We start from the raw sequence: 16,873 nt of genomic DNA on the forward strand, positions 1-16,873 counted from the left end.
ATCGCCCCCCGCGCATCTCCGTGGGCATCAGATCGTACCCGGCCTGGCGCCGCGATGCCCGCCACTCAGTATGGCATGGATGCCGATTCCTGTGACGGGCCCGATCAGGAGGCCCGGGAGTGCAGCCAGCGCGGCAGGAAGCTGTGCGGATCCGCCTCGGTGCCGGTGGCCCAGTCCACGCCTGCCCTCTCCAGCGCGGCCTGCAGTTCGCCGCTGCCGTACGCATCGAAGGTCTCGCTGCAACCGCCGACGAACTCGCCGCCGACGAACACCTGGGGGATGGTCTGCATGCCGGTCCGCGCGTTCAGCGCGGCCCGGATCCGGCCGCCGCGGTCGTCCTCCTGCCATTCGACGGCATCGAGATCGATGCTGCGATACGGGATCCCGCAGTGTTCGAAGAACTTGCGCAGCGACCAGCAGAACTCGCACCACTCCAGCGCGAACATCAGCACGGGCTCGTCCGCGATGACGCGCTCCACGAAGGCCGCCGCCTCGTCGTCGACCGGCGGTTCCTCCGCCGGCTGCGGCGCGGGCGCCGCGGGCCGGTCGAACCGGAAGGACGGGGTCGACCGCGAGATCGCCTGCTCCGCCTCGTTCATCTCGACCGCCACCGGGTCGAACAGCGGCGTGGACATGTAACGCTCGCCGGTGTCCGGCAGCATGCAGAGGATCACGCTCCCGGCAGGCGCAGTCTCCGCCACGGTCAGCGCGCCGGCCAGGGTGGCTCCGCCGGAGGTGCCTGCCAGGATGCCTTCGAGGCGCGCGAGATCCCGGGCGCAGCGCAGTGCGTCGTCGCCGGCCACCGGCACGACGCGCTCCACCAGGCCCGCGTCCATCGCGGTCTCGGTCAGCCGCGGGATGAAGTCCGGCGACCAGCCCTGTACCAGGTGGGGCCGGAAGCGGGGATGGCTCTCCGCGGGGGAGCCGTCGTCGTTGCGGCTCTGCCTGAGGCCGCTGCCGAGCACCGGCGCATTGTCGGGCTCGCAGACGACGATGCGGGTCTCCGGGCGCTCCTCGGCCAGCACCCGCGAGACGCCCGCCAGCGTGCCGCCGGTACCGCAGCCGGTGACCCAGTAGTCGAGCCGCTCGCCGGCGAAATCCCTGAGGATCTCCCGGGCGGTGGTCTCGCTGTGGGCGGCGGCGTTCGCCTCGTTCTCGAACTGCCGGCACAGGAACCAGCCGTGGGCGTCGGCGAGCTCCCGGGCCTTCGCCAGCATGCCGGAGCCCTTGCCCGAGGCGGGTGTCAAAACCACCTCGGCTCCCAGGAAGCGCATCAGGCGACGCCGCTCCACGCTGAAGTTCTCCGCCATCACGACCACCAGCGGATAACCCTTGCGGGCACACACCATGGCGAGCGCGATGCCGGTGTTGCCGCTGGTGGCCTCCACCACGGTCTGGCCGGGCCGCAGCGCACCGCGGCGCTCGGCGTCCTCGATGACGGCGAGCGCCATGCGGTCCTTTACCGAACCCAGCGGGTTGAAGGCCTCCAGCTTGACCCAGATCTCGACGCCCGGGGGCGACATCCGGCCGAGTTTCACGACCGGAGTGTCGCCGATGGTGCCGAGGATGCTCTCGTAACGCTTCTTCATGCCCATCGCCTCCCGGTGTCTCAATACACCTGCATGAACGCCCAGATGTTCATGGCCAGGATGCCGCAGCCCAGGATCAGCCCCAGGATGGTGGTCGGCGTATCCAGTTCGTCGTGTCTGCTTGTCTTGTCGTCCATGGTCTCGTCCCCTGTCGTGGTGAACCATGGAGCCAGACTAGGCGGCCGACGTATCGGCAGGATTTCGGGACGACGGCGTTTTGTTGCCGCTTCGTATCAGTCCGCGGCGATGTGCTCGCGCAGCAGCTCGAAGACCCGTTGCTGGTCGATGGGCTTGCGCAGCACCTCGACCACGCCCGCGGCGCGCAGCCGGGCTTCGTGCAGGTCCTCGGCATAACCGGTATAGATCGCTACCGGGAAGGGATGATCGGAGAGGCGCACCCGCTCGGCCAGGTCGAGGCCGGTCATCGACGCCATCGACTGGTCGAACAGCCCGAAATGCGCCCCGCAGCCGTCCTCGATGGCGCGCAGCGCGGCCAGCGGATCCCGATAGGCCGTGACCTGCAGCCCCCAGCTCTCGAGCCGGTCGATCATGAACTCGCGCACGCTGTCCTGATCCTCCACCAGCAGCACGTGGCCGCCGAGCCTGGGCGCATCCCGCTCGATGCCCGGTGCCGGGGCGTCCTCGTCCGGCACCATGCCGTGCAGAGCCGGCAGCAGGATACGCAGGCAGGCACCGCCTCCCGGCGCCCTGTCCACGAGGATGTGGCCGCCGTGCTCGTGGACGATGCCGTGCACCATCGCGAGACCCATGCCGGTGCCGCGGCCGGTCTCCTTGGTGGAGAAGAAGGGCTCGAACAGCCGGTCGAGCAGATCATCGCCGATGCCCGGCCCCTCGTCGGCCACCGACAGCTCCACGTAATCGCCGTCGACGGGATGGCGGCAGGAGGAGCAGACCGCGTCCCGCAGGCCGGCGTTCTCCACCGCGACGGTGATCTCGCCGGCGCCGTCCATGGCGTCCCGGGCGTTGATGCAGAGATTCATGATGATCTGCTCGATCTGCACCGGATCCATGCGCACCAGCGCCGTCCCTCCCGGCAGCAGCGGCCTGAAATGCACCGTGCTGGGTATGGTGGAACGCATCAGGTCCAGCGCCTCCGCCACCACCGATTCCAGCGCGAGCGCGCGCGGCCGGCTCTTCTGCCCGCGGCTGAACGTCAGCATCTGCTGGATCAGCACCCGCGCCTTCTCCGCGGACCGGTTCGCGCGCTCGAGATACCGGACCATGGTGTCGTCGCCGAGATCCGCCGCCCGGTCGGCGCCCATGGACAGATAACCCATGATGCCGGTCAGGATGTTGTTGAAATCGTGGGCCACGCCGCCGGTCAGGTGGCCCAGGGCCTCCATCTTCTGCGCCTGGCGGAGCTGCCCCTCCAGGCGTTTGCGCTGCGCCTCCGCCTCGTGACGCTGGGTGATGTCGCGGAGATAGCCGATGAATATCTCTCCCTCGGCGCCGCGGGCGACCCCGATGGCCAGCTCGATGGGGAACTCGCTGCCGTCGGAGCGCAGGGCCCAGGTCTCGATGCGCCGTCCGAGGTACGGGCCGCTGCCTTCGCGCAGGTAGCGGGCCATGCCGCGCTCGTGGGCGCGGCGATAGCGCTCCGGGATGATCAGCTCGGAGAGCTTGCGGCCCACCGCCTCCTCCTCGTGGATACCGAAGCAGTCCTCGGCGGCCGGGTTGAAGCCGAGGATGCGCCCGTCCGCGTCCATGGTGATGATGCTGTCCAGCGCGGCTTCGACGGTGGCGCGCAGCCGGTCCTCGCTCTGGCTCAGCGCCTCCTCGCGGCGCTTCAGGTCCGTGATGTCCCGGGAGTAGGAGATCAGCCGGTCCACGCCGCCGAGGCGCACCCGCTTCATGACGATCTGGTCCCAGTGCAGACTGCCGTCGCGATTGCGCCGGTGCCATTCGTAGCGCTGCACCTCGCCCTGCCTGGCCCGCTCGATGTGCTTCGCGACGCCGGCGAAGTTGTGCGGGTACTCGCCCGAGCCGAGATCGCTGAAGCGCTTCGAGAGCAATTCCTCGCGGCTGTAGCCGTAGCTGCGGTAGACGGTCGGGTTCACGTCCACGACGTAACCGGTATCGATATCGTGGATGTAGATGCCATCCTCGGCGGTCTCGAACATCGTCCGGTAGCTCTCCTCCATTTGCTGCTGGCGGTCGAGAGCGCGCTGGTGCTCGAGTTCCGCGGCGGCCCGCACGGCGAAGATCTGCAGGATGGACTCCAGGAATTCCGGTTCCGGCAGCCGCTGGCTGTGGGCCACGGACAGCACGCCAAGCGGCTCGCCCGCCGAGTCCTTCAGCGGCACGCCGGTGTAGCTGTGGAAGCCGAAGGTGCGGAACATGCCGTCCGCCGGGAAACACTGCTGGGCGTCGCCCGAGTAGTACTGGAAGCCTTCGCCGAGCACGAACCGGCAGGGCGTGTCGGCCACGTCGTAGCTCATCGGCGCCGTCAGCTCGCCCCGGTTCCAGGCGGCCAGCACGTCGAGCCGGCGGCCATCCTCGTCCAGCTGCGCGATGAAAGCGAAATCCACGGACAGGGTCTCGCCCAGCTTCTCGACGATGGCCCGGAACACGTCGCTGCCGACGGCGCCGGAGACGCCCAGCGCGACGTTCTTCAGGGCGTTCTCCGTGAGCTTGCGGCGCGAGATGTCGGTGGCCATGCCGCACAGCGCATAGGCCCGGCCGCCCTCGTCGCAGAGCGCGAACTTGCGCACGAGGTACGTCGTGCGCCGCTCGCCCTTGCGTGCGTGCTCCTCGGTCTCGATCTCGCGGCAGGTCTCCAGCACCTCACGGTCCACCCGCCGGTAGCCCGCCGCCATCTGCGGGTCGATCAGCTCGAAGTCCGTGCGGCCGATCACCTCGTGCTCCGCGCGGCCGATGCGCTCGAGGAACTCCCGGTTGACGAGGACGTAGCGCCCTTCGGGGTCTTTCACGAACACCAGCGTGGTCGTGTTGTCCAGTATCTGGCTGAGGCGGAAGGGCCGGAAGGACACCCGCAGCTGCCGCCCCTCCCGCTCCAGGACGACGAGCCAGGGCCGCGGCACGTCCAGCCGCCGCCAGATCAGGCTGTGGGAGCGGCCGGCGGCGGCCTCGGCCATGGCGGCCTCGATGGCCGCCGCCGGCACCACCCCGGACGCCATGACGGCGGTGAGGGCCTCGCCTTGCGGAGACTCGTCCCGGCCCAGGAAGGCCGCCACGGGCCCGCTCGACGAGACGATGCGCCCGTCTTCGAGCCACAGCACGGCGACCTCCTCGGGGAAGGCAGCGGGACGGTTGGCGAAATGGCGGTCGATTTCCATGGTCGATCTGCGGTCGATCTGTCCGGCGCGGGACGGATCCCCGAGTCTAGCGGCGCCGGGGGCCCCGCGAACCCGCGCCTACAAAGCGCGAACAATTGATACGGAACCGAAACAATCGCGGCACGCCTCGGCCACGCGCCCCTGTCAGGAGGCCGGCACGAACTTGTAGCCCACGCCTCGCACGGTGCGTATCAGCCGCGGATTGGCCGGGTCTTCCTCCACCTTCTGGCGCAGGCGCGCCACGCGGATGTCGACGCTGCGGTCGTAGGGGTCCCAGTCCCGGTTCTGGGTCAGATTCAGTATCCGGTCACGGGACAGCGGGCGATTCGGGCGTTCCGCCAGCACGTGCAGGAGTTCGTACTCCATGCGCGTCAGCGCCACTTCCTCGCCGGCCTCGTCCAGCAGCACCTCCGCCGTGCAGTCGAGCCGGTAGCGGCCCACCGGTATGAGTTCTCCCGCGGCGGCGGCCCGCCCGGCGGACTCGCCGGCCGCGGCGGCCGTGTCGGCACTACGCCGGTAACGGCGCAGCACGCTCTTCACGCGGGCCAGGAGCTCGCGTGTATCGAAGGGTTTGGTGAGGTAGTCGTCGGCGCCCACCTCGAGCCCGATGATCCGGTCCAGGGTATCGTCCGCCCCGGAGACGATGATGATCGCCACATCGTGATGCTCGCGGACATAGCGGGCCAGGCTGAGGCCGTCTTCGCCGGGCAGCCCGATATCCAGCAGGATGAGATCCGGCGCGAAGCCCGCGAGCAGCTCCCGAGCCTCGTCCGCAGACCGCGCCATCCTGACCTCGAAATGATGCAGCTCGAGGAAGTCCTGCAGCATCCCGCGTACGTCGGGATCGTCGTCGACGACCATGATTCGATGCGACCGTTCCATGCCCGTCCCCCCGGCAAGACAAACAGCCAACACGGGCGATGATAGCACCGCCCGTGCCGGCCGGTTAGCTGGCGCCGCCGCTCACATGAGCGGAGCGAGCGCCTCCGTGATCCGCGCCATCTGCTCGTCGCTGACCAGATTACCCAGCACCGTCTGGAAACGCGGCTCCTGGACCCCGGAGACGATGTACTGCCAGCGATAGGCCGCGAGCATCGCTTCTTCCAGGTTGCCGTACTCGGTCTCGCCGACCTGCCGCCCGCAGATCGACACGAAATAGGCCGTGTCGGCCGCGGACTGGAGCTGCAGGATGCCGTCCACGGCGCCCACCAGCTCGATCAGGTCGTCCACCGCCCGGTCGCGCTCGGCGTCGGAGAGCTTCGCGTCCTCGCGGGCCCACTCCAGCTCGTCCAGTACCGCGTGCTGGGACTCTTCCTTCCAGTGGTACAGGAACACGTCCTTGTACAGCTCCGAGAGCTCCGCATCCGGCCGGATGCTCTGCCGGTAGTGGGCCTGGGTGAAGAGCTCGATGTGGCAGGTGAGCCCGAGTACCGCCCAGGTGCTCTTGGAGAGCACGGCCGCCGCCACGTCGTTCGGGTCCGGCAGGAAGCGGTAGCCCTCGGGCATGCCGTCGGCCACCATGCCCTCGATGCGGCGGAACAGCTCCTGGTGCTTCAGCTCCTCGTCGCTGAAGCGGATCAGGGCCTCGAGGGCGGTCTGGTCGCCGAGCCAGTGGTCGCGGCTCACCTCGAGGATCTTGGCGTTGATGAAGCGCTCGACCAGGCCGAAGATGTTGGCGTAGGAACGGCCCTGGATCTGGCTGATCAGCCGCTTCTCGTTGCCGCTCAGGCTCTCCATGCGGTCCACCAGCGAGAGGCCGTCCGGCAGGAACTTCTGCGAGTAATCGAAGCTCCGTCCGCGGATGACGTCGTCGTCGATGTCCCAGCGCACCCGCCTGGAGATATCCACGCACCGCGCGTAGCGGCCCGTATCGGTCACGTAATTCTGTTCTGCGATCTGCATTTCCCGTCTCCCTTGCTTGTCGTCTGTCCGTGGCGGGCGCCAGGACGGCGGCCGCCCATGGACGGCACATTAGGGAGTCGAGGTATCGGGACTATTTCGCGATTGCGCCGGATTGTTGCCGATTTGTACCCGTTGTACCCGCTGCCCGCGTCGTACGCGGTCGCGGCGGGACGGCGGACCGGTCAGATCGTACCGTACAGCCGGTCGCCCGCATCGCCCAGGCCGGGGACGATGTATTTCTTCTCGTTCAGGTGATCGTCGACCGCGGCCGTGTAGATCTGCACGTCCGGATGGGTCTTCCCGACAGCCGCAATCCCCTCCGGGCAGGTGACCATGCAGATCACGATGATCTTCTCCACGCCGCCCGCCTTCAGCAGATCCAGCGTGGCGATGGTGGAGCCGCCGGTGGCCAGCATGGGGTCCACCACGATGTACAGCGCGTCTTTGTGGAAGGTGGGCAGCTTCTGGTAGTACTCCACCGGCGTCGCCGTCTCCTCGTCGCGCTGCATGCCCACGAAGCCCACCTTGGCGATGGGCACCAGGTCCAGGATGCCCTCCAGCATGCCGACGCCCGCCCGCAGCACCGGCACCACCACGATATCGTTGGCGATGCGCTTGCAGGCGGCCGGGGCCACGGGCGTCTCCACTTCGACCTCCTCGACCTGCACCTGCTTCAGCGCCTCGTAACAGAGGAACATCGTGATCTCGTTGGTGAGTTCGCGGAACTTCTTGTGCCCGGTGTCCTTGTTCCGGATCAGGGCGAGCTTGTGCTGGATGCAGGGATGATCCACTTCGACGTACATGGGCAGGCCTCGTCGTTGGTTGCGCGGAATGGCCGCTCGGAAAGGTGCTTCGGGGTCGGCGGGGATTATACCGCCTCCGCCGGCCGCCACCCGGCAGCGGCGCACATCGATTTCCGGCGGGCGATTTCTGGCTGACCGGATATGCCGGTAAACTGGCGGCCTCTCACCGCAAGCCCCGCTGACATGGCCAAGCTCTATTTCTATTATTCGTCGATGAACGCCGGCAAATCGACCTCGCTGCTGCAGTCCAGCTACAACTATCGGGAGCGGGGCATGCACACGCTCGTGCTGGCGCCGGAACTCGACGACCGCTACGGGGTGGGCCGCGTCACCTCGCGCATCGGCCTCGAGACCGACGCCCTCACCTTCCGCACGGACGACGACCTGTTCGCCACGGTCGAGCGCGAACACGGCGAGCGGCCCCTGCACTGCGTGCTGATCGACGAGGCCCAGTTCCTCACCCGGCAGCAGGTCTTCGAGCTGAGCGAGGTCACGGACCGGCTGGGCATCCCGGTGCTCGCCTACGGGCTCAGGACGGACTTCCAGGGCGAGCCGTTCGAGGGCAGCAAGTATCTGCTGGCGTGGGCCGACAACCTGAAGGAGATCAAGGCCATCTGCCATTGCGGCAGCAAGGCCACGATGGTCATCCGCCTGGACGGCGAGGGTCGCGCGGTCACCGTGGGCTCCCAGGTGGAGATCGGCGGCAACGACCGCTACGTCTCGATGTGCCGCCGGCACTTCAAGGAACGCTTCTACGCCGGCGGCGACTGAGCCGGCGCCGCTCCCGCCATGCAGCTCCTCACCGCCCTCGCCGGCATCGCCACCCTGCTCGTGCTCGCCGTCCTGATGTCGGAGGACCGGCGGCGCATCAGGCTGCGCACCGTCGGCATCGCGCTGGGCCTGCAGGTGGCCATCGCCGCGCTGGTGATCTACTTCCCGCCTGGCCGCGGCGCACTCGCCGGGCTGGTCCGCGGCGTGCAGAACGTTATCAATTACGGCAACGAGGGTATCGAGTTCGTCTTCGGCACCCGCACCACCGAGAGCCTCGGCTTCACCATCGCAGTCAACGTACTGCCCGTCATCGTGTTTTTCTCGGCGCTGATGTCGCTGCTGTATTACCTGGGCATCATGCAGCGTGTGGTATCCGTGCTCGGCGGCTGGCTGCAGCGCCTGCTCGGCACCACGCGGACGGAGTCCATGTCGGCGGTCTCCAACATCTTCGTGGGCCACACGGAGGCGCCGCTGGTGGTGAAACCCTATCTCGCGGGCATGACGCGCTCGGAGCTGTTCGCCGTGATGACCGGCGGCTGCGCCACCATCGCCGGCGCCGTCATGGCCGCCTACGCCTCCATGGGGGTGGATCTGAACTACCTGATCACGGCGAGCTTCATGGCGGCGCCGGGCGGCCTCGCCATGGCCAAGATCGTCATGCCCGAGGCCCACGCGCGGGAGGCGGAGATCGCGGTGGGCCCGGTGGAGGAGGACGAGAAGCCGGTCAACGTCTTCGAGGCCATCGGCAACGGCGCGTTGCTCGGCCTGAAGCTGGCGCTGAACGTCGGCGCCATGCTGCTCGCCTTCGTGGCGATGATCGCGCTGCTGAACGGGCTGATCGGGGGCGTCGCGGGGCTGGCCGGCTACGAGGGCCTGACCCTGCAGCAGATCCTCGGCTGGCTGTTCGCCCCGCTCGCGTTCCTGCTCGGCATCCCCTGGACCGAGGCGCCGGCGGCGGGCAGCCTGATCGGCCAGAAGCTCGTCATCAACGAGTTCTATGCCTACGCGAACTTCGTGCAGATCAAGGACGAGCTCTCCACCCACGCGCAGACGGTGGTCACCTTCGCGCTGTGCGGCTTTGCGAACCTGACCTCCATCGCTATCCTGCTCGGCGGGCTCGGCAGTATTGTCCCCGCCCGGCAGCACGACATCGCGCGCTTCGGCCTGAAGGCCGTGCTGACCGCGACGCTGGCCAACATGATGAGCGCGGTGCTGGCCGGGCTGTTCTACTCACTGGGTGCCTGAGGGCTATCGGGGCACCAGGGCATCGAGGCATCGCCACGGAAGAATCATGAGACGCGCAATCATCCTGGTACTGGACTCCTTCGGCATCGGCGCCACCGACGACGCGGAGCGCTACGGCGACACCGGCGCGGACACGCTGGGCAGCATCGCACGGGCGTGCGTGGCGGCGGCCGAAGCCGGCGAGCGCAGCGGGCCGCTGGCCCTGCCGAACCTCGCCCGGCTGGGACTGATGCATGCGGCCGAGGCGAGCACCGGCGCCGTGCCGGCCGGCTGCGAGCTGCCGGCCTCGACTGATGGCGCCTGGGGTTACGCGAAGGAACTCTCCAGCGGCAAGGACACGCCCAGCGGCCACTGGGAGATCGCCGGCGTCCCCGTGCTGTTCGACTGGGGCTATTTCACTGCGCGGGAGAACACCTTTCCGCCGGAGCTGCTGGACGCCCTGATCCGGCGCGGCGACCTGCCCGGCGTGCTGGGCAACTGCCACGCCTCCGGCACGGAGATCATCGCGCGGCTCGGCGAGGAGCACATGGACACCGGCAAGCCCATCGTCTACACCTCGGCCGACAGCGTTTTCCAGATCGCAGCCCACGAGGAGTCCTTCGGGCTCGAGCGCCTGCTGGAACTCTCGGAGATCGCACGGGAACTGGTGGACGAGTACCGCATCGGCCGGGTCATCGCCCGGCCCTTCGTCGGCGACAACCCGGAGACCTTTCAGCGCACCGGCAACCGGCGCGACTACACGACGCCGCCCCACGCGCCCACGGTGCTGGACAAGCTCGTGGACGCCGGCGGCGAGGTGGTGAGCGTCGGCAAGATCGCCGACATCTTCGCCCACCAGGGCATCACCCGGAAGGTGAAGGCCAGCGGCAACGACGCGCTGTTCGACGCCACACTGGAGGCGGTTGCCACGGCGCCCGAGCGCAGCATCGTCTTCACCAACTTCGTGGATTTCGACATGGTCTACGGCCACCGTCGCAACGCCCTCGGCTACGCCGCCGCGCTGGAGGCCTTCGATGCCCGGCTGCCGGAGCTGCTGGAGGCCCTGGACACTGACGACCTGGTGCTCCTCTGCGCCGATCACGGCTGCGACCCCACCTGGCCCGGCTCGGACCACACCCGCGAGCACATCCCGGTACTGGCGACCGGGGCCGGTCTGCCGGCGGGGTCGATCGGCGAGCGCGCCACGTTCGCCGACATCGGCCAGACGCTGGCAGCTTACCTCGAGCTGGAGCCGATGGACTACGGCGAGAGCTTCCTGCCGTAACCCACGTAGGAGGGCCTTCAGGCCCGACTTCTTTCCACCCGGCTCACCTTCTTTTTTGGCCGCCCTGCGGGGGTATCCATCTTGCTCCCGACAAAAGGTCGCGGCGATGGATACCCCCGCATGACGGCCGGGCTCCCAGTGGCGTGAAGGGGCTGCCAGTCAGCGGGGCCTGCTGACTCGTGCCATTCCTGTCGGCTACGGGCCCGTCAGCGGCTGGGGCGGACTGCGGGGGTCGTCCGGACCGACTGGAGCCAGGACGGCGGGAAGGAGGCCCGGCCGAAGCGAAGGAGGACAGGACGTCCGACTGAGCGTCCCCCGGAGCCCGCCCCAGTCGATGGCGGGCCAGCGCCGATAGAAGAAGCGGATCGGGGCGGAAGAAATCGGGCCTGAAGGCCCTCCTACCGGTTTTGCTGGCGCTCCGCCAGGCCGGCGGTGATCTTCGCCGCCAGCGCGTCCGCCTCCCTGGCCACGCGCTCCGTGTCGATGGTCAGGATCTCGCCGTCGCGCATCAGCACTTTCCCTTCGACGATGGTGGTGACCACGTCCTGCTCGTCGGCCACGTAGACCAGGTGGGAGGTGACGTCGTAGGTGGGCACGAAGTGCACGTCGTCGAAGGAGACCTGGATGATGTCGGCGCGCTTGCCCGGCTCCAGGCTGCCGATCTCCTCGCCCAGGCCGATGGCCTCCGCGCCGCCGGAGGTGGCCATGCGCAGCACCGCTTCGGCAGGCAGCGCCTGCGGGTCCATCTCCTCCACCTTCTGCAGGAAGGCCGCGAGACGCATCTCCTCCCACATGTCCAGGTCGTTGTTGCTGGCGGCGCCGTCGGTGCCGAGGCCCATCAGCACGCCGGCGGCGAGCATCTCCGTCACCGGCGACACGCCGGCGGCGGTCTTCATGTTGGAGGTCGGGTTGTGGATGGCGCCGACTCTGCGCTCAACCAGCACCGGGATCTCCTCCGGCTGCGGCCACACGACGTGGGCGCCGATGGTCTTCACGGCGAAGAAGTCCATCTCCTCCAGCATGGTGATGGTAGTGGTGCCGTAGTTCTCGCGGGTCATCTCCACCTCGAACGGCGACTCGGACAGGTGGATGCTCATCGGCACGCCGAGTTGCTGGGCCGCGTCGCGGACCGCCGCGAGATGCTCCGGCTTCAGGGTGTAGTTCGAGTGGGGACCGAACGCCGGGATGATGCGCTCGGAGCGTCCCTGCCAGCGCTTGATGTACTCGATCCCTTTCGCCAGCGCGTCGCCCGCGCCCTCCGCATCCGGCGTCCTCTGGTCGAGCACGGCGGTGGTCACCATGGCCCGCAGCCCGCAGGACTCGACCACCTCCGCGATGGTGTCCGGGTAGTAGTACATGTCGACGAACATGGTGGTGCCGCCGCGGATCATCTCCCAGCAGGCGAGCTCGGTGCCGATGCGCACGAACTCGGCATCGACGAAGGCGACCTCGGCGGGGAAGATGTAGTTGTTCAGCCAGTCCATCAAAGCGTAGTCGTCGGCGATGCCCCGCAGCAGGCTCATGGCCGCGTGGGTGTGGCCGTTGATGAGCCCGGGCATCACCACCCGGTTGTCGCCGGCGATGCGCTCGGCGGCCGCGTAGGCCGCGTCCACCGCCTCGGCGGTGTCCACGGCGACGATGCGCCCGTCGTCGACGACGACGGCGCCGTCCTCGATGAGCGTCCAGTCGTCGTCCATGGCCACGACGTAGTCGCCGGCCACGATCAGGTCCACCGGGGTCCGATCCTCGTCGGCCGATGTGCTACGCTCTGCCGGCGCTTCCGGGCTGCAACCGGCGGCGGCCAGCGCCGCCAGCAACAACAATGCGAGGGAGCGTCGGATGTCGGGGTATCGATCGGGTTTCGTCATGGTTTCTACCGGGTCGTGCATGGACGGTGCGTGCAGGGGTGCCGCACGGCGTGCGCGAAATGATAACAGGCGGCCGCCGGGATGAGTCCGGAAGAGATCGCCGCCCTGCCGAAGGCGGAACTGCACTGCCACCTGGAGGCCTGCGTGCGTCCCGGCACCCTGCGCGAGGTGGCCACGGCACTCGGCCGCGACGTGCCCGCCGACGAGGCGACCTTCCGCCGGGAATGGCTCCTCACCGAACCGCTGCAGGACCTCGAGACGGCGCTGCGCGCGTTCGCCAACATCCAGTCGGTGTGGGCCAACGAGGAGGTCATCGAGCGGCTCGCCTGTGAGGCGGTGGAGTACGCCGCCGACCAGGGCATCCGCATCTTCGAGCTGCGCTACTCGCCGGACTTCATCGCCGCCGCCCACCCGCATCTCGATTTCGAGCGCATCCACCGGGCGATTGTCGCCGGCCTCGAGCGCGCCCGGGACCTGCCGGTGGCCACCGGCCTCATCGGCATCATCCAGAAGACACTGAGCGAGGAGCGGGCGGCGTACACGGCGGACTTCATCGTCGAGTGTCGCGACACCTTCGTGGGACTCGACATGGCCGATCACGACGACGGCAACCAGGCGCGCTTCCTGCCGCTGGTGGAGAAGGCCCGCGCTGCCGGCCTGCACTTCACCACGCATGCCGGCGAGGAGCCCACGCCGGACGCCGCACAGCAGGTCCGCGACGCCATCGAGGTGCTGGGCGCCGAGCGCATCGGCCACGGCATCCACATCATCCGCGAGCCGGCCGTGATGGAGTTCGTCATCGAGCGCGACGTGCTGCTGGAGGTCTGCCCCACCAGCAACTGGCTCACCAGCGCCGTGCCCTCCACCGCCGAACACCCCATCCGCCGGCTGATGGAGGCCGGGGTGCCGGTGTCCATCAACTCCGACGACCCGGGCTTGTTCGGCATCGACCTCTGCCACGAATACCGCATCCTGGCAGAAGAGCAGGACTACACCCGCGCGGAGTTCGAGCGCCTGAACGACCTGGCCGCGGCGAAGAGCTTCATCCCGGAAGCCGAAAAAGCCCGCGTCTGGCCACGTCCGTTGGAGGCCATGTAGGAGGGCCTTCAGGCCCGATCCCGATTGATCATGTTAATGACCAACGTCATCCGCAGGAAACGCGACGGCGGCAGCCTCTCCGCCGAGGAGATCGCGTTCTTCGTCGCCGGTCTCGCCGACGGCAGCATCCCCGCCGAGCAGGTCTCCGCGCTGGCCATGGCCGTCTTCCTGCGCGGCATGGAGTTCGACGAGGCAGCGGAGCTCACCAGCCGCATGGCCGCCTCCGGCACCATGCTGGAATGGGATGCGGAGGCCCTCGGCGGCCCGGTGGCAGACAAGCACTCCACCGGCGGTGTCGGCGACAAGGTGAGCTTCCTGCTGGCCCCCATCGTTGCCGCCTGCGGCGGTTACGTGCCGATGATCTCCGGCCGCGGCCTCGGCCACAGCGGCGGCACGCTGGACAAGATCGACAGCATCCCGGGCTACGAGTCGACGCCGGACCTCGGTCGCTTCCGCAAGGTCGTCGCCGACGTCGGCTGCGCCATCATCGGCCAGACGGCGGACCTGGCGCCGGCGGACCGGCGCTTCTACGCCATCCGCGACATCACCGCGACGGTGGAATCCATACCGCTGATCACCGCCTCGATCCTGTCGAAGAAAATCGCGGCCGGGAACCAGGGCCTGGTGATGGACGTGAAGTGGGGCACCGGCGCCTTCATGGCAAACCTGGACGATGCGCACGCGCTCGCCGAGAGCATCATCGCGACGGCGGAGCGCGCGGGGCTGCCCACACGGGCGCTCATCACGGACATGAACGAGACCCTGGGCCTGACCGCCGGCAACGCCCTGGAGATGGCCGAGTCCGTGGCCTATCTCACCGGCGGCGAGCGCGAGGCGCGCCTGGACGAGGTCGTGCTCGCGCTGTCCGCCGAGATGCTGCACCTGACCGGCCTGGCAGGCGACCGGGACGCGGCGCTCGCCATGGCCGACGAGGCGGTCACCACGGGCCATGCCGCCGAGAAGTTCGCCGGCATGGTGGCCGCCCTCGGCGGGCCTTCCGACTTCCTCGAACGCAGCGAACACTATCTGCCCGCCGCGCCGGTCGTGCGCGAGATCCGCGCCGAACAGGACGGCTATCTCGCCGCCGTCGACGCCCGGGCCGTGGGCAACGCCATCATCGAACTGGGAGGCGGACGCCGGCGGGTGGAAGACACCCTGGATCTGTCCGTGGGCTTCGCGGCGGTGGCGCCGACGGGCACGTGGGTGGGACCGGACGAGACGCCGCTGGCATTAGTCCACGCCGCCAGCGAGGAAGACGCCGACCGCGCGGTTGCCAACCTGCGCGCCGCGTGCACCGTAGAAGACACAGAGCCGGCGCCGCAGCCGGTGATCCGCGGCCGGCTGCCCGCCGGCTGAATCCCCGGGCGACACACAGGAGAACCGGATGGGCATCTGGATCAGCTTCGTCGGCATGGCCGTTATCCTCGGCATCGCCGTGCTGCTATCGACCAACCGGCGGGCGATCAACCTGCGCGTGGTCGGCGCCGCCTTCGCACTGCAGGCGGGCGTGGCCGCCTTCGTGCTGTACCTGCCTTTCGGCAAGCAGCTGATCCAGTCGCTGTCGAACGGGGTGTGGACGGTCATCGGCTATTCCGGCGCCGGCATCGACATGGTCTTCGGCAAGCTCGCCACCGACTACGAGAATCTCTCGTTCGCCATCAACGTGCTGCCCATCATCATCTTCTTCGCCTCTCTGATGGCCGTGCTCTATCACGTCGGCGTCATGCAGTGGGTCGTGCGGCTGGTGGGCGGCGCACTCCGGCGCATCATCGGCACCCAGTCGGTGGAGTCGCTCAACGCCGCGGCCAACATCTTCGTCGGCCAGACCGAGGCGCCGCTGGTCGTGCGGCCGTATCTGCGCGGCCTGACCGAGCCCCAGTTCTTCGCCATCATGGTCTCGGGGCTGGCCTCCGTCGCCGGTACCGTGCTGTTCGCCTACGCCTCCATGGGAGCGAAGCTCGAATACCTGCTCGCGGCCAGCTTCATGGCCGCCCCCGGCGGCCTGCTGATGGCGAAGCTCATCATCCCGGACGAGCCCGGTGAGCGGGAGGAACCCGGCGAGACACCGAAGGTGGAGGCCGGCACCAGCCATTACGAGAACGTGATCATGGCCGCCGCCGTCGGCGCCCAGGACGGCCTGAAGCTGGCGGTGAACATCGCCGCCATGCTGCTCGCCTTCGTGGCCCTGATCGCCATGTTCAACGGCTTCGTCGGCTGGCTCGGCGGCCTCGCCGGCGTCGAGGCGCTGACGCTGCAGGACATGCTCGGCTGGGTCTTCGGGCCGCTGATGTTCCTGCTGAGCGTGCCCTGGGAAGAGGCCCGGGTGGCCGGCGCGCTGTTCGGCGAGAAGCTGATCCTGAACGAGTTCGTCGCCTTCCTGCACTACCGGGAGCTGGTGGAAGGCCTCAGCCCGCGCGCTCAGGCCGTGATCACCTTCTCGCTGTGCGGCTTCGCCAATCTCTCGTCCATCGCCATCCTGCTGGGCGGCCTCGGCAGCCTGGTGCCGGAGAAGCGGGACCTGATCGCCCGCTTCGGCCTCAGGGCCGTGGCCGCGGGCTCGCTGTCGAACCTGATGAGCGCGGCGCTCGCGAGCGTGCTAATCGGTCTGTAGCAGGAAGGAGTACGGCAGCAGGTCGTCGATGCCGTAGCTCACCGTGGCGCCGGCGCCGTCCAGCAGCACGATGCGGGTGGCGGCATCGGCGAACTCCCGGATCTTCTGGCGGCAGCCGCCGCAGGGCGTGCAGGCGCCGGGGGTGTCGTGGCCGCCGGCCACCGCAATGGCCCGGATGCGGCGCCCGCCCGCGGCGACCATGGCGGCGATGGCGCCCGCCTCCGCGCACAGGCCCTCCGGGTACGCCGCGTTCTCCACGTTGCAGCCTGCGTGTATCCGGCCCGCCTCGTCCATCACGGCCGCACCCACCCGATAGCCGGAATACGGTGCGTGGGCGTGCTCGCGCACGGCCAGCGCGCCGTCCATCAGTGCAGACCATTCCGTCATCGGCGGGCCTCCGCTGTC

Annotated in this window: 13 protein-coding genes; 6 read left to right on the forward strand and 7 right to left on the reverse strand. The window is 68.7% G+C overall.

Translation table 11 applies throughout. The features are described from left to right. Positions 1 to 104 precede the first annotated feature (104 nt). The 5 genes from ACJMK0_RS00060 to upp form a co-directional block, all read right to left on the reverse strand. Positions 105 to 1,589, reverse strand: a complete 1,485-nt coding sequence (locus ACJMK0_RS00060; protein ID WP_405234776.1) for a pyridoxal-phosphate dependent enzyme — start codon at positions 1,587 to 1,589, stop codon at positions 105 to 107. Between the two features lie 233 nt (positions 1,590 to 1,822). Continuing rightward, positions 1,823 to 4,906: a PAS domain S-box protein gene (locus tag ACJMK0_RS00065; protein ID WP_405234777.1), complete on the reverse strand. Its 3,084-nt coding sequence runs from the start codon at positions 4,904 to 4,906 to the stop codon at positions 1,823 to 1,825. A gap of 144 nt (positions 4,907 to 5,050) precedes the next feature. Further along, positions 5,051 to 5,788 (reverse strand): response regulator, encoded by a 738-nt coding sequence (locus ACJMK0_RS00070; RefSeq protein WP_405234778.1) that lies wholly within the window; start codon positions 5,786 to 5,788, stop codon positions 5,051 to 5,053. A gap of 81 nt (positions 5,789 to 5,869) precedes the next feature. Continuing rightward, positions 5,870 to 6,808: a hypothetical protein gene (locus tag ACJMK0_RS00075; RefSeq protein WP_405234779.1), complete on the reverse strand. Its 939-nt coding sequence runs from the start codon at positions 6,806 to 6,808 to the stop codon at positions 5,870 to 5,872. A 182-nt stretch (positions 6,809 to 6,990) separates the two neighbouring features. Further along, positions 6,991 to 7,611 (reverse strand): uracil phosphoribosyltransferase, encoded by a 621-nt coding sequence (gene upp / locus ACJMK0_RS00080; RefSeq protein ID WP_405234780.1) that lies wholly within the window; start codon positions 7,609 to 7,611, stop codon positions 6,991 to 6,993. A 183-nt stretch (positions 7,612 to 7,794) separates the two neighbouring features. Here upp and ACJMK0_RS00085 point away from each other — a divergent pair, with 183 nt between their 5' ends. Genes ACJMK0_RS00085 through ACJMK0_RS00095 form a run of 3 tightly spaced genes read left to right on the forward strand, consistent with a single transcriptional unit; the run spans position 7,795 to position 10,891 of the window. Then, positions 7,795 to 8,382, forward strand: coding sequence for a thymidine kinase (locus ACJMK0_RS00085; protein WP_405234781.1), 588 nt, complete (start codon positions 7,795 to 7,797; stop codon positions 8,380 to 8,382). 18 nt (positions 8,383 to 8,400) lie between these two features. After that, the gene (locus ACJMK0_RS00090; protein ID WP_405234782.1) at positions 8,401 to 9,627 is read left to right on the forward strand and encodes a NupC/NupG family nucleoside CNT transporter; all 1,227 of its coding nucleotides are present in this window, start codon (positions 8,401 to 8,403) and stop codon (positions 9,625 to 9,627) included. Between the two features lie 46 nt (positions 9,628 to 9,673). Further along, positions 9,674 to 10,891, forward strand: a complete 1,218-nt coding sequence (locus ACJMK0_RS00095; RefSeq protein ID WP_405234783.1) for a phosphopentomutase — start codon at positions 9,674 to 9,676, stop codon at positions 10,889 to 10,891. Between the two features lie 398 nt (positions 10,892 to 11,289). Here ACJMK0_RS00095 and ACJMK0_RS00100 read toward each other — a convergent pair whose 3' ends face one another. Further along, positions 11,290 to 12,759 carry an amidohydrolase family protein gene (locus ACJMK0_RS00100; protein WP_405234784.1) on the reverse strand — a complete coding sequence of 490 codons (1,470 nt, stop codon included), beginning with the start codon at positions 12,757 to 12,759 and terminating at the stop codon, positions 11,290 to 11,292. An 81-nt stretch (positions 12,760 to 12,840) separates the two neighbouring features. On the opposite strand from ACJMK0_RS00100, the gene add reads away from it, so the two are divergent. The 3 genes from add to ACJMK0_RS00115 are packed head-to-tail and all read left to right on the forward strand — an operon-like array spanning position 12,841 to position 16,468. Beyond that, the gene (gene add / locus ACJMK0_RS00105) at positions 12,841 to 13,857 is read left to right on the forward strand and encodes an adenosine deaminase (RefSeq protein WP_405234785.1); all 1,017 of its coding nucleotides are present in this window, start codon (positions 12,841 to 12,843) and stop codon (positions 13,855 to 13,857) included. A 36-nt stretch (positions 13,858 to 13,893) separates the two neighbouring features. Continuing rightward, positions 13,894 to 15,213: a thymidine phosphorylase gene (gene deoA, locus ACJMK0_RS00110; protein ID WP_405234786.1), complete on the forward strand. Its 1,320-nt coding sequence runs from the start codon at positions 13,894 to 13,896 to the stop codon at positions 15,211 to 15,213. 28 nt (positions 15,214 to 15,241) lie between these two features. Then, entirely contained in the window at positions 15,242 to 16,468 is a 1,227-nt protein-coding gene (locus ACJMK0_RS00115) for a NupC/NupG family nucleoside CNT transporter (RefSeq protein ID WP_405234787.1), read from the forward strand. Here ACJMK0_RS00115 and ACJMK0_RS00120 read toward each other — a convergent pair. Then, the gene (locus tag ACJMK0_RS00120; protein WP_405234788.1) at positions 16,454 to 16,855 is read right to left on the reverse strand and encodes a cytidine deaminase; all 402 of its coding nucleotides are present in this window, start codon (positions 16,853 to 16,855) and stop codon (positions 16,454 to 16,456) included. The genes ACJMK0_RS00115 and ACJMK0_RS00120 overlap by 15 nt on opposite strands. Between the last annotated feature and the right edge of the window lie 18 nt (positions 16,856 to 16,873).

Origin of the sequence: Lentisalinibacter orientalis, from assembly GCF_040706535.1 — a bacterium.
Taxonomy (GTDB): Bacteria; Pseudomonadota; Gammaproteobacteria; order Steroidobacterales; family Woeseiaceae; genus Lentisalinibacter; species Lentisalinibacter orientalis.

Excerpts from the sequence above, each read along its gene's own strand:
- ACJMK0_RS00060 (WP_405234776.1), bottom strand. The coding sequence starts at position 1,589 with ATGAAGAAGCGTTACGAGAGCATCCTCGGCACCATCGGCGACACTCCG.
- ACJMK0_RS00065 (WP_405234777.1), bottom strand. The coding sequence starts at position 4,906 with ATGGAAATCGACCGCCATTTCGCCAACCGTCCCGCTGCCTTCCCCGAG.
- ACJMK0_RS00070 (WP_405234778.1), bottom strand. The coding sequence starts at position 5,788 with ATGGAACGGTCGCATCGAATCATGGTCGTCGACGACGATCCCGACGTA.
- ACJMK0_RS00075 (WP_405234779.1), bottom strand. The coding sequence starts at position 6,808 with ATGCAGATCGCAGAACAGAATTACGTGACCGATACGGGCCGCTACGCG.
- upp (WP_405234780.1), bottom strand. The coding sequence starts at position 7,611 with ATGTACGTCGAAGTGGATCATCCCTGCATCCAGCACAAGCTCGCCCTG.
- ACJMK0_RS00085 (WP_405234781.1), top strand. The coding sequence starts at position 7,795 with ATGGCCAAGCTCTATTTCTATTATTCGTCGATGAACGCCGGCAAATCG.
- ACJMK0_RS00090 (WP_405234782.1), top strand. The coding sequence starts at position 8,401 with ATGCAGCTCCTCACCGCCCTCGCCGGCATCGCCACCCTGCTCGTGCTC.
- ACJMK0_RS00095 (WP_405234783.1), top strand. The coding sequence starts at position 9,674 with ATGAGACGCGCAATCATCCTGGTACTGGACTCCTTCGGCATCGGCGCC.
- ACJMK0_RS00100 (WP_405234784.1), bottom strand. The coding sequence starts at position 12,759 with ATGACGAAACCCGATCGATACCCCGACATCCGACGCTCCCTCGCATTG.
- add (WP_405234785.1), top strand. The coding sequence starts at position 12,841 with ATGAGTCCGGAAGAGATCGCCGCCCTGCCGAAGGCGGAACTGCACTGC.
- deoA (WP_405234786.1), top strand. The coding sequence starts at position 13,894 with ATGACCAACGTCATCCGCAGGAAACGCGACGGCGGCAGCCTCTCCGCC.
- ACJMK0_RS00115 (WP_405234787.1), top strand. The coding sequence starts at position 15,242 with ATGGGCATCTGGATCAGCTTCGTCGGCATGGCCGTTATCCTCGGCATC.
- ACJMK0_RS00120 (WP_405234788.1), bottom strand. The coding sequence starts at position 16,855 with ATGACGGAATGGTCTGCACTGATGGACGGCGCGCTGGCCGTGCGCGAG.